This window comes from Paenibacillus sp. FSL H3-0469 (genome assembly GCF_038051945.1).
Lineage (GTDB): Bacteria > Bacillota > Bacilli > Paenibacillales > Paenibacillaceae > Paenibacillus_AQ.
On record NZ_CP150302.1, the window covers coordinates 4,371,419 to 4,382,574 of the forward strand.

Sequence of the window (11,156 nt, forward strand, 5' to 3'; positions counted from 1 at the left end):
GAGTAAATGGTACTCACAAAGCTTATGACTGAGACAACATTCCTTTTACAAACAATGAGACACTGTGCTTGTAGAACTCTTCTTCAGTGATGAGCTCGGACTGATATTGCCGGTGAATCAGCTCGCTCATCTGAAATCCGTAACACATCGAGAGAAAAGACATCGCAGTAAGACGCTCATCCTGTCTAGCTATCACTTTTTTCTTCTGCAGGCGTTCAAAATATTCAACCAGCAAGGAGTGCAGCTTCACTGGCGGATCAGCCAGCACCCTGTCCAATTCAGGAAGCATTCCTGTGTCACGGATGCCGATCATAATGATGTCCGCATTGTTATGGAAGAACAAACGGTACTGCTGGCTAACATTCAGCAAATCGACTTCCGGATTATCCGTTGCGTCCTCTTTTAACAGCTTCTCAAATTGCGGGATATCTGCATGTCTTTCAACAATGGCTTCCAATATGCCTTGCTTGCTTCCAAATTGCCGAAAAATCGTAGATTCATTGACTTTAGCTTCCGTTGCAATGGCTTTGGTGCTGACTCCCTGATAGCCCTTCTCTCTGATGAGCCGTGTCGCGGCTTCAATGATTCTGTCCGAAGTATTCATTGTATTTCCCCTTTTGAATATGTTAAGCCTATTCTACTACAAGTTTTGCATATGCAGCGCCTCCATCCATATAGTTGTGTGATGTTGTTCTGCTGCAATCATAAACCATAGAATAAATGCATGCAAGCACTCGCTTGCATTTATGTTTTCCCTTCTCTATAATAAAGGCATAATCAGTATGCTTTATCCCAAGAACACATACGCAAAGGAGAATTTTTATGAAGTATGGACGTATTATCCAAAAACCCCGCGTCAAATTTATTGAAGTCGCAGCTGGTGTCTTTGCCGGTATTTCGCCGTATCGCGGTATCAGTTGGGCCAATGCCGGGTTCATCAATAAGGGTGAAGGGCTGGTGTATGACACGTTTTTTGATTTATTCCATGCGCGGGAAATGCGGGAGGCTTATAAGGAAGTAAGCAACGGCGGCTCTCCCGCATATGTGGTGAACTCGCACTATAACAGTGACCACGCCTGGGGAAACAAAGTGTTTGAAGATGCTTGCATTATTATGCATAAGGAAGCCTCTAGAGAGCGTCTCACCGAAAATATCAGCTGGATGGACAACGTCATTAGAAGAGGGAAGGATTCTCTGGAATCGACTTCGGGCGAGCGGTTTTTTGCAGCAGAATTTGAAGGATTCGACCTGGAGGGCGTGGAATGGGTATACCCGAATATTCAGATCAAGGACGATATCAGCATCCGTCTTGACGATACGGAAGTCATGATTTACAACGTAGCCCCGGCCCACTCCGACAGTGACTTGCTGCTGTGGATGCCCAAAGAAAAAGTGCTGTTTGCCGGCGATGTCGTGTTTAACGGTTGTACGGCATACAGCGAGGAAGGAACTCTCAATTGGGTTAAAGTGCTTGATCGCATTATTGATGAAATTAAACCCGAAATCGTTGTTCCAGGACATGGCGCCATCTGCGGCCTGGACTTCGTGAAGGAGCAGAGGGACTACCTCCTGAACCTGATCAGCGAGTTCAACAAGCATTACAATGACGAAATTGATTCCTTGTCCTTGACCAAGCAAATTGATATTTCCCGCTTCCTTCATTGGATTCAGCCAGAACGCTTGTATGTTACCGTGGATATCCTATTGAAAAGCAAACGGGGGTTATCCCCCCTTCCAGCCTGGAACGAGGTGCCTGCTAAGCTGGAAGACATGAAAGCTTTTTTGGCCGAAAAATATGGCAATCTGATCAAGCCATGGGACCCTATGAATGTATGGCAAGAATAGTAATTTGAAGCTAGCGTATGAAAAACGAAAAACGGCCCTGCCGCAAACCATGCGGACAGAGGCCGTTTTCTTTCAAATACTTGTAGGATGCATCCAAGTTGTAAAAGTTACGGAAAATCGAGCTCATCATCGATGACACGGAATATCTCCCTGCTCCGCGCCGGATACCGGGCATCCAGCTCTTCCCACTGCCGCTTCGGTAAAATCAAAAATTCGTGCGTATCCGAAAAATATGAGTCCTCAAACAGCCGGATTTCGTATTTGTCCCGGATCAGCTCCTGAAAGCCGCGAATCGTGATGTAGCGGTCTTGTCCGCTAAAGGTAAGCGCAATCGAATGCAGTTGTCCATTGTAGGTAACGTCCAGTCCCTTGTCCGTTGATGTCACCTCAACCGTTTCATCTGGAAGCCGTTTACCGAACAACCGGACGATCTCCTCGTCCTCTTCTCGCCAATCTACAGTGACGCTGTACGCAAAAGTAAATTGCTCAAGCTGTTGCCCATCTCCTTCGAATAGCAATGTCAGTTCGCTGTCGCTTGGCATTCTCATCCCGGCATCCTCCCTATGTTCACTCAATTAAAATACTATATACAGATAATAACCTTGTTGATCAGGCCCAAACCAGATGCTCTACAACTTGGTAGAATCTTATTGTAAGGTTGCCGATTGTCTCATCTGTTGTTTTGAACAAGCATACTGTTAAAGAGCCAGCGAAAGTTCCATTTGAAATACTGGGGCAGATGCCAATCCTCATACCCTTTTAGTACACCTTGCTCCAGCCAGTACGACTCTGATTGCCCGCTTTTTACAGCACCAGCAACATAAGCGATCATTTTCTCCAAAAAGCGTATGACATCTGTGATTCGTTCTGAATGAGAGATATCTCCGTGCCCCGGAACGACAGTATCGATCTTGAGATCTTGTTGCATGCGTTTAAGGATGCGTATCCAGGCGTACGGATTACCGTAGGGAATGACCGGAATGGTCTTAGTTGATACCAAATCACCTGCAATCAAAGTTCGCTCCTCTGGAACATACACCACGGCATCACTTAATGAATGACCGCCTCCGTAAGACAACACTTCGATGGTTCGCTTTGTTCCCCGAATCACGAGTTTGTCGTCAAAGGTTATCGCGGGGACCACCCTGCGAAGGGAAGGGATCGTATCATACAGCGCATGCTGCACGGAAAGATCATAGTCGATTTCAGTGAGCATATGAGGATCTCTTTCCTGTGAACGCATGTTATTTAGGCTAGTTATTAACTTACGAATGTTTTGTTGCATGGCATCAATATTCACTTCACCCATATCAGCAAGCAAATCTCTTGTCCACACAGTAGATATCAATTCGCTGTTCATAAATTCCTGATTGCCGTTGACATGATCTCCATGGAAATGTGTATTCACTACGTATTTGACCGGTTTGTTCGTTAATTGTTCAGCAGTATGACGTAACAAAGCAGCAGAATTCGGCAGATTAGTGGTATCCACTACCACGGTTAAATCCCCAAGATCAATAATGGCTGCATTTCCCAAAGAGCCGCTGCCGGGAACCGAAATAGCCCCCCAGATACCCTCCGAAGCCTGCTGAATCGTGAAATATTCGTTGTTCATTGTGACACCCCTTTAGTGTTTGTTCCTGTATTCGAATGAGTAACGTTAACTTACAAGTTAGAGTCAACTGGAAGTCAAGAGTTTATTCAGTACAAGGCTGGGGCGAATGTACACATTGGCTTTGAGCTAGCTAAAGGCTGTATAATATCTTTCAATATCAGCTTTCATAAAGGAGGAACAGTAATCCGATGCTCACCATCAGTCAAGTGTCAGAACAAACAGGACTAACTCCTTATACAATCCGTTATTATGAAAAAATCGGGGTGCTACATGAACCCATGCGCAGTAATGGAGGGGCTCGTGTCTACCATGAAAGCGAGGTTTCCTACATTCAATGTCTAAATAAACTTAAAAAATTGGGTTTATCGCTTGAGGAGATTACAGAATTTACTCGTGAGGGCTGTGTCATGGATAAAATTCAACAAGGGGAGAAACCTTCTACTTATAGTCCAACTTTAAAAAAGCGGATTGAAATCCTTGAGCAGCATCTGATGGAGCTGGAATCCAAGCGGCAAGAAATTGATTACATGATTTCTCTCGCCGCAGAGAAACTTACCCTATACCAAGGACTTACGAAGGAATAAACACAGCTACAAACGTATGAGCTTCATCCTGGTTTAAAAAGAGGGTGAATCATATATTCTCTTGCTTTAATGCATCAATAATATTCTCCTTTTTTACTTTAGCTCCGGAATAAACAACCGCAGAGCTGACAATGACAAATACACACACAATGACAGACAGAATGCTCATCCAGGGCAGGGTGAACCCATAGCTGAATTTGTTCGCAAATGCTTTATAGATCAGAACCATCACGGCGAAACTGACAGGAAGCCCATACAAGAGCGACTTGACCCCATAAAAAACACTCTCATAGTTCAGCATTTTTGCAAACCCCTTTGGCGTCACGCCTACGGATTTCAGCATCGCAAATTCCCGTTTGCGAAGAACCAGCCCTGTTGAGATCGTATTAAAGATGTTCGCAACGGAAATCACAGAGATTAATACGATAAAACCGTAAGAAAAGACGTTCATCAGCAGAATCTGTTGTTCTTCTCTTATTCTGAATTGATATACATTGTAGACATTCAGATGGGTCTCATTCATCGCTTCAATTTCCTGCTGCGTTTTCACCGGTTCCGTGCTTTTCAAATGAAGGTACATCGAAGCTTTAGCCAGCTCCTCGCCGTCTGCCAGCCGCTTCATGACGCGTTCCGACACGATCATATTTAACCCGCCTACGCCTATCGGGCTCATCCCCATCGGTGCCTGATCCGTCAATGCGGCAATTATCACTTGATTTGTCTTCGTTTCTTCCCCGCTCGCTTTAAAAAAACTCGTTAGCTCGATAGGTTGTCCGATATTCGCATATATGGACTTCGTCTGAATATATTTCCCCGTATCTATATCTTTGTAATGAATCGTATCCATCACGATTGCGGCGGGATGATCCAGATCCGTAAGCTGTTCGTAATCTGCGTGAGCTGCTCTGGCATAGGCTTGCAGGCTCGAATCATTCAGTGCATAGAGCTTAATTTCGTAAGGGTATTTCCCGTCTTGCAGCATACTCTTATCCTGCTTAACCTTCTCCTGCAATTCGTCGGCGATGCTTGCTGCATCGACCCAAGCGGTCCTGACTAACTCATGACTCACGCTGTATTCCGTGACGCCATCCAGAGATACAAGCGATTGCATCAACTGGTCATCATCTAGTCTTTCGCCATTCCTGGACGACACTTCAATATCGTAATTGATGCCTTCCAGCGACAATGCCAGAGATTGTGTCAGGCCAGCCGTGAAAAACGATATCGTCAAAAACAAAACGATGCTGGTGACAAGCGAAAAAAGAATAACATGATGTCTTCGTTTGTTCCTCTTTAAGTTTTTCAGCCCGATTTCTGCTTCAATTCCGAAGAGCTTACGAATGATCTCGGGCGTCTTCACTGCTTTGACAGTAAGCTTTACGTCAGTGGTTTGGCGAATCGCGTCTATAGGAGATACCCTGGATGCTTTAACCGCCGGGAAATACGCCGAAACGAAAATTGTCAGCATCGAAACAAGACAAGTAATCAAGAGCAATAACGGCGTGACGATAAGCCTCAGCTTTTCACTCGTCCATAATGCCCCTTCAATCATTATGTTCATGAACGAAAAGGTGATTCCGATTCCGGCAAGACCGCATAAGATGCCAATGGGAATGCTGATCAAACCAATGACGATCCCTTCAAAGAATACGGAATTTCGCTTCTGCCTTTTCGTTGCCCCCACGCTCGCGAGCATCCCTAAATAGCGGGAACGTTCCGAGACGGATATCGCAAAGGCGTTATAGATGAGTCCAACCGAGCCAATGATAATGATCCCCATAATGATTGCCGATAATGAGAACATCATACTGGATGAGGTTCCGCTACTGGACAAGCCATAATAATGAAGCAAATCATTATTAAATTGGACAGTGTTAATTTGGTTTTTCTCAGCCAGCTTCTCCGCATGTGCGAACAAGAACGGACTGACCTGCTGCAAGACTACCGACGCATCGACCCGATCGTCCCTCCCGATGATTTGATCATCGACATAGCTAATGATCGTATAAGCCGGGGCCCAAGCCGTTTCTGACAACGGACGTTTAATGAAACCTACCACAGTATAATCCCTAATTACGCTATGCTGTAATGTCTCGGTCAATGTGCCGTCTTTCCTGCGCAGCGTTTCCGTCTGATCCAGGGGATGATCGCCCCCTTGTTCGAATCGGTCGCCGACGCGAAGCGTCAGACGGTCGCCGATTTCGTACTTCACTTTGCCATTTGTTGCAACAGACTCGGAGATTACAACCTCCTTGTCCGTGTGCGGAAGACGTCCCTTGCTTATTTCAATCTGAAATTGTGTGAACCCTTGCTTATCATATTCCTTGATGAACAAGTACGGCTTATTGGAATTTTGTCCCCCTTCTAATGGGGCATACCCAAGGTCTCTTGTGATGGCAACCGTTTTGGTTGCATCATCGCCCTGTATCGCTGCAAGCTGTTTCTTGGTTATATCCTGATACTGAATATGCCACTCCCCTGTATCTGAGATTGTTTGTCTGATCATTAAATCCGCAAAGGAAAAAATAAGCGTAATGACAGCGGTCATCATGGATACCGAAATAATGACGCCAAAAATAGTCAAAAGTGTTCGTCTCTTGTTCTGCTTCAGATGCCGGATGGTTAATGTATTGACAATATTCATCGCCTGATCACCTCATTTTTGGCAATCCTCCCATCTTCAATCGAAATGATTCGGTCGGCTTGCAGGGCGATCCGTTCGTCATGCGTGATTACGATCAGTGTCTGATGATAGGTCTTATTCAGCATTTTCAATAAATCGACGATCTCGCTGCTATTCCTGCTGTCCAGATTCCCGGTGGGTTCGTCGGCCAGCATGATCGCAGGATTGCCGATGATCGCTCTGCCAATCGAGACACGCTGCTGCTGTCCACCGGATAGCTGATTTGGCAGATGGTTTAACCGATGCTGCAAATTCAGCTTATTCACAAGATCAGCCAATTGCTTTTGATCTACCTTTTGTTGATCCAGCAAGAGCGGCAGCGTAATATTCTCTTCCACCGTCAGGACGGGAATCAGATTGAAGAACTGGTAGATCAGCCCGATTTGCCTGCGTCTGAAGATGGCCAGCTGCGTTTCGTCCAAGGTATACATATCCGTATCCTGAACATACACTTTCCCGCCAGTCGGCCGATCCACACCGCCCAGCATATGAAGGAGTGTAGATTTCCCCGATCCGGAAGGTCCAATAATGGCGACGAATTCACCTTTTTGGACCGAAAAGGAAACATCATCCAGCGCCTTCACCGCCGATTCGCCTGTGCCGTATATTTTGGACAAATTTTCAATGGTTAAAATCTCCATTGCCATCCCTACTTCCTTAGATGCTCAATTCCAGGAATATACCATCTCTCTATATCCAACATCCCACAGGGTTTCATTCCCCTCAATGGTTATCTTAAGCTCATTAGCCCGGGTGAGATGAAGGATCCTATTATCCGGCTCATGGAGCTGATCTTTTGCAGATACAGACAGGAGCTCATTCCCGTCAACGGTAACCTTAAGGCTGCCCTGAAAATCCTTATGATCAGGAATTCCATAATTCAAGCTAAGATACAGTTCTCCCTTATTGTCTAGCGAATACGTATAGGTTTCCTTCTTTTTACCTTCGATGCCATACACATTATATTGGGGTGTCACGTCTTGGCCGCCAATCTTAAGGCTGTCCTGTTTGGTTCCCGTTAATCGATTTCCGGTACTATCTTCCCATTCGTTTATCGCTACAAAAGGGGCCAGCTCTTTGGTGAACACTTGATCAACTACTCCGAAGACCCCCCATACGCCGAGCATTAACACAGCACTGGCAATTCCTGTAGCAGCGATATTTCTCCAGTAGTTTTGTGTACGGAAGCCAATCTTGTAGCCCCCGAATCCAATAGCAGCGCCCACTGAGTTCGTTATGACGTCGTTCGTGTCAAAGCTGCCGAGGAATGTTAGGGCCTGGATGGTCTCCACCACAAGAATGGACAGGATAAACCCTGTCATGAAGCGAACAAAGCTGGTGCGGTATAACAGCGGAAACAGTATGCCAAAAGGTATGAAGGCTGCAAAGTTTCCAATACCCACCAAGTCCATCAGTGTCGGATGTAGAAGATCGGAAAGACCCGGCACCCTAAAAAAACCGTCCGGCCAAAAAATAAAGGTGTACTGACTGTTTTGATCTACAGTATCCGCTCTGCCGAAAGCAAAAAGCATAAAATAAAGAATAATCAGGGTGTAGCCTATCGTAATCATAAAAGTAATCTTGCGCTGCTGCTTCATTTGCATGGTTGTACCTCCGTCGTTCATCTGATAAATATCATTTTATCTGTCTAAAATGACTTTACAGTGACTTTGGAGGTGACAGTTCAGTCACTTACGGAGTGCTGTTAAATGACATGCTTATAAAATTTGATCCGAAACTCTGTACCCCTCCCGCTGTCGCTCGCTACATCAATCACGCCGTTCTGGCTTGCAATGATGCTGTGAGCCATCGCAAGCCCTATACCGATGCTTCCTTCATTAGCATTCTTTCCTTTATAAAAACGTTTGAATACATAAGGCAAATCCTCTTTCGGAATGCCCTCTCCGTTGTCAGCAATAACAATTTCCGTAAATAGCACGTTGTCGGAGAATGTGATGGTAATCGCACCGCCCTCAGGGGTATGCTCCACTCCATTCTTCAAAATATTGATAACCGCTTCAGCAGTCCAATGGAAATCGCCGTCAAAAGAGACGTTGTCATCCCCTGTGATGGAAACGGTCTGTCCCTTAATATCCATCGGAATCATAACTGGCTCCAGTGCCTTTTGGATTAGGGTTTTCATGTGTATTCGATCTTTTTTGAACGGGATCGTTCCCGCATCCATTTTCGCCAGCTTTAATAAGGATGAAACAAGCCAATCGATCCGTTCAAGCTGAATGCGGATATGATGGGTGAACTCCGTTCTTTTGAGTGGAGGCAGGTCAGGGGCGCTTAACAGATCTGCCATGACTGTCATAGAGGTGATCGGTGTTTTGAGCTGATGCGAAATATCTGAGATTGCATCGGTCAGTTGAAGCTTATCCTGCTGCAATAGCGAACGATGCTCGGAGAGCATGCGTGTCACCTTGTAAATATCATTCTTTAAGATGCTAAGCTCACCTTCTTGATTATCGCGAGGATCAAGGGAGGCCTGCCCGCTGCTAATCTCCCGCAAATAGACGGACAGCTTCTCTAGCTCGTAATATCTCCGTTTTGTGAATAATACAGCTGTGCCGGTAAGCAGCACGGATACAATAATAACCAGGGCTGCGGCGACAGACGAAATCAAAGCAGCAATGACGATCGCCGATAAGCTGATCGAACCCATGACGAGTAATAATATTTGATTTTCCCGATTGCGCAACATCTAATCACCAACCTTATAGCCTAAACCGCGTACCGTTTTGATCAGAGCCGGCTGCTCTGGATTATCCTCCAGCTTTTCCCTTAGCCTTTTGATATAGACCGTTAACGTGTTGTCATTCACGAAATCGCCGGCCACGTCCCAGATTTGCTCCAAGAGCTGATTCCTGGTGAGGACCTGCCCAACGTGGTTGCCAAAGATCAGCAATAAGCGGTATTCCAAGGCGGTTAGCGAAATTTCGGCACCGTTTTTATATACTTTGCCTTCCAGCGTATGGATGCGCACATTGTCAATGTCAATAACCGCTCCGGCATGGAACAGCTTCTGGTATCTCCGCAAGACGGACTTGATCCGGGAGAGAAGCTCGCGAACCCGAAAAGGCTTGGTAATGTAATCATCGGCTCCCATATCGAGCCCCATCACGACATTGACCTCATCATCAATCACTGTTAAAAAAATGACCGGGATATCCCGTCGTTCCTTCACCATCTTGCATAATTCATAACCAGTTCCGTCTGGAAGCTGTAAATCGAACAGGCACAAAGTGAACTGATCGATGTCTTCGGCGAGCACCTTTCGGGCTGAAGCGGCATTATGGCAGAGAACGGTCCAATAACCCTCTTGCTGCAGCGAATATTCCAGTCCCGACGCGATCGTCTTATCATCTTCAACTAATAATATTTTCATCTGAAGGTCATCCTTATGATTGATTTTAGAATATTTAATGAATGAAAACATCCTCTTTGACCTCTTCATGCTCCTGTACAATCATTTCTGGCTGTCAGTATCTCAAATCCCTCTTGTCTAGTCAACTTAAACGCTGCATTGGAAACCTGTTCTTTAGTAACCTCTGCTTTTGGAGGCATTTTTTTACGTAACAACAAAGGGCCATCCCTCGGGGGATAGCCCTTGACGTTAGCTTATTTCTTTATACATTTGATGATAATTGTTGGAGGACTTAAACGTGCCTTCATCCCCGAATACCATTGAGCCGGTAAACTATCATCTGTCTCAGGAACCCGTGATTCTTCAATTACCCGTTCTATAAAAAAGCCGGCATTTGCAAGTTCATTTAATATTGTGCTGACTTTTCGATGGTGCATAATCACGGGTACTCTCCGCCAAGTTACCTGATAAGGTCCTTCGGAATGATAGGATTGAGCATAGGTTATTCTTCCATCATCATATGTCAGCCTGCTTTGCATTGGATGTTCCCAACTAAATACGAATACCCCGCCGTTTTTTAATTTTTTGTAAATGTTAGATAGTGTCCGTGCTATATCGACTGTCCAGCCTAACGCATAAACCGAAAATACGATATCAAAATATTCACTGGGCAAGTCATCTATGTTTTCCATAGACATTTGTTTTATATTCCCGGTCGTTCTATTTTCCTGGAGCAGCTCCTTAGCATAATTAACCTGAGTAGTCGATAAATCGATTCCCCAGACATCCCCTGCACCTCTGCTTGCCATGTATAAGAGCGAGTGTCCACTGCCACAACCAATCTCAAGTACTGTCTTGCCAGCAACATCACCTAGAAGATTTATTTCATCCTCTGTAGGTGCATATGGCCCATATTCCGGCAAAGCATGTATTCCGAAATATTGATCGGCTACTTCATCCCATCCTGCTTTGTTGATCTCAAGCATTTCTTTTCGATCTAGCATGACTTCCCTCCTATTGGTCTTCTTTAGTACATCTATTGTTACTACCTCCTCGGGC

Annotated in this window: 11 protein-coding genes; 2 read left to right on the forward strand and 9 right to left on the reverse strand. The window is 45.3% G+C overall.

What is annotated here, in order from left to right; translation table 11 throughout:
- Window positions 1-22: 22 nt before the first annotated feature.
- A complete protein-coding gene (locus tag NSS83_RS19210) occupies window positions 23-604 on the reverse strand; it encodes a TetR/AcrR family transcriptional regulator (RefSeq protein ID WP_341346289.1) in 582 nt (193 codons plus the stop codon).
- 218 nt (window positions 605-822) lie between these two features.
- On the opposite strand from NSS83_RS19210, the gene NSS83_RS19215 reads away from it, so the two are divergent.
- The gene (locus tag NSS83_RS19215; RefSeq protein ID WP_341183249.1) at window positions 823-1,845 is read left to right on the forward strand and encodes an MBL fold metallo-hydrolase; all 1,023 of its coding nucleotides are present in this window, start codon (window positions 823-825) and stop codon (window positions 1,843-1,845) included.
- Window positions 1,846-1,952: 107 nt separating this feature from the next.
- On the opposite strand, the gene NSS83_RS19220 is transcribed toward NSS83_RS19215, so the two are convergent.
- Window positions 1,953-2,393: a hypothetical protein gene (locus NSS83_RS19220; RefSeq protein WP_341346290.1), complete on the reverse strand. Its 441-nt coding sequence runs from the start codon at window positions 2,391-2,393 to the stop codon at window positions 1,953-1,955.
- A gap of 122 nt (window positions 2,394-2,515) precedes the next feature.
- Complete coding sequence (locus tag NSS83_RS19225) at window positions 2,516-3,460, reverse strand: MBL fold metallo-hydrolase (RefSeq protein ID WP_341183247.1); 945 nt, start codon at window positions 3,458-3,460, stop codon at window positions 2,516-2,518.
- Window positions 3,461-3,648: 188 nt separating this feature from the next.
- On the opposite strand from NSS83_RS19225, the gene NSS83_RS19230 reads away from it, so the two are divergent.
- Entirely contained in the window at window positions 3,649-4,044 is a 396-nt protein-coding gene (locus tag NSS83_RS19230) for a MerR family transcriptional regulator (protein WP_341183246.1), read from the forward strand.
- A 49-nt stretch (window positions 4,045-4,093) separates the two neighbouring features.
- Here the strand turns inward: NSS83_RS19230 and NSS83_RS19235 are convergent, their stop codons facing one another.
- The 6 genes from NSS83_RS19235 to NSS83_RS19260 form a co-directional block, all read right to left on the reverse strand.
- Window positions 4,094-6,688 (reverse strand): FtsX-like permease family protein, encoded by a 2,595-nt coding sequence (locus tag NSS83_RS19235; RefSeq protein ID WP_341346291.1) that lies wholly within the window; start codon window positions 6,686-6,688, stop codon window positions 4,094-4,096.
- Window positions 6,685-7,368, reverse strand: a complete 684-nt coding sequence (locus tag NSS83_RS19240) for an ABC transporter ATP-binding protein (RefSeq protein ID WP_341348746.1) — start codon at window positions 7,366-7,368, stop codon at window positions 6,685-6,687. Before NSS83_RS19240 ends, NSS83_RS19235 begins: the two co-directional genes overlap by 4 nt.
- A 24-nt stretch (window positions 7,369-7,392) precedes the next feature.
- Window positions 7,393-8,331 carry a VanZ family protein gene (locus NSS83_RS19245; protein ID WP_341346292.1) on the reverse strand — a complete coding sequence of 313 codons (939 nt, stop codon included), beginning with the start codon at window positions 8,329-8,331 and terminating at the stop codon, window positions 7,393-7,395.
- A gap of 101 nt (window positions 8,332-8,432) precedes the next feature.
- Window positions 8,433-9,434, reverse strand: coding sequence for a HAMP domain-containing sensor histidine kinase (locus NSS83_RS19250; RefSeq protein WP_341346293.1), 1,002 nt, complete (start codon window positions 9,432-9,434; stop codon window positions 8,433-8,435).
- Window positions 9,435-10,118, reverse strand: coding sequence for a response regulator transcription factor (locus tag NSS83_RS19255; RefSeq protein ID WP_341346294.1), 684 nt, complete (start codon window positions 10,116-10,118; stop codon window positions 9,435-9,437).
- A gap of 233 nt (window positions 10,119-10,351) precedes the next feature.
- Window positions 10,352-11,101 carry a class I SAM-dependent methyltransferase gene (locus tag NSS83_RS19260; RefSeq protein WP_341183241.1) on the reverse strand — a complete coding sequence of 250 codons (750 nt, stop codon included), beginning with the start codon at window positions 11,099-11,101 and terminating at the stop codon, window positions 10,352-10,354.
- Window positions 11,102-11,156: the final 55 nt, after the last annotated feature.

Excerpts from the sequence above, each read along its gene's own strand:
- NSS83_RS19210 (WP_341346289.1), bottom strand. The coding sequence starts at position 604 with ATGAATACTTCGGACAGAATCATTGAAGCCGCGACACGGCTCATCAGA.
- NSS83_RS19215 (WP_341183249.1), top strand. The coding sequence starts at position 823 with ATGAAGTATGGACGTATTATCCAAAAACCCCGCGTCAAATTTATTGAA.
- NSS83_RS19220 (WP_341346290.1), bottom strand. The coding sequence starts at position 2,393 with ATGAGAATGCCAAGCGACAGCGAACTGACATTGCTATTCGAAGGAGAT.
- NSS83_RS19225 (WP_341183247.1), bottom strand. The coding sequence starts at position 3,460 with ATGAACAACGAATATTTCACGATTCAGCAGGCTTCGGAGGGTATCTGG.
- NSS83_RS19230 (WP_341183246.1), top strand. The coding sequence starts at position 3,649 with ATGCTCACCATCAGTCAAGTGTCAGAACAAACAGGACTAACTCCTTAT.
- NSS83_RS19235 (WP_341346291.1), bottom strand. The coding sequence starts at position 6,688 with ATGAATATTGTCAATACATTAACCATCCGGCATCTGAAGCAGAACAAG.
- NSS83_RS19240 (WP_341348746.1), bottom strand. The coding sequence starts at position 7,368 with ATGGAGATTTTAACCATTGAAAATTTGTCCAAAATATACGGCACAGGC.
- NSS83_RS19245 (WP_341346292.1), bottom strand. The coding sequence starts at position 8,331 with ATGCAAATGAAGCAGCAGCGCAAGATTACTTTTATGATTACGATAGGC.
- NSS83_RS19250 (WP_341346293.1), bottom strand. The coding sequence starts at position 9,434 with ATGTTGCGCAATCGGGAAAATCAAATATTATTACTCGTCATGGGTTCG.
- NSS83_RS19255 (WP_341346294.1), bottom strand. The coding sequence starts at position 10,118 with ATGAAAATATTATTAGTTGAAGATGATAAGACGATCGCGTCGGGACTG.
- NSS83_RS19260 (WP_341183241.1), bottom strand. The coding sequence starts at position 11,101 with ATGCTAGATCGAAAAGAAATGCTTGAGATCAACAAAGCAGGATGGGAT.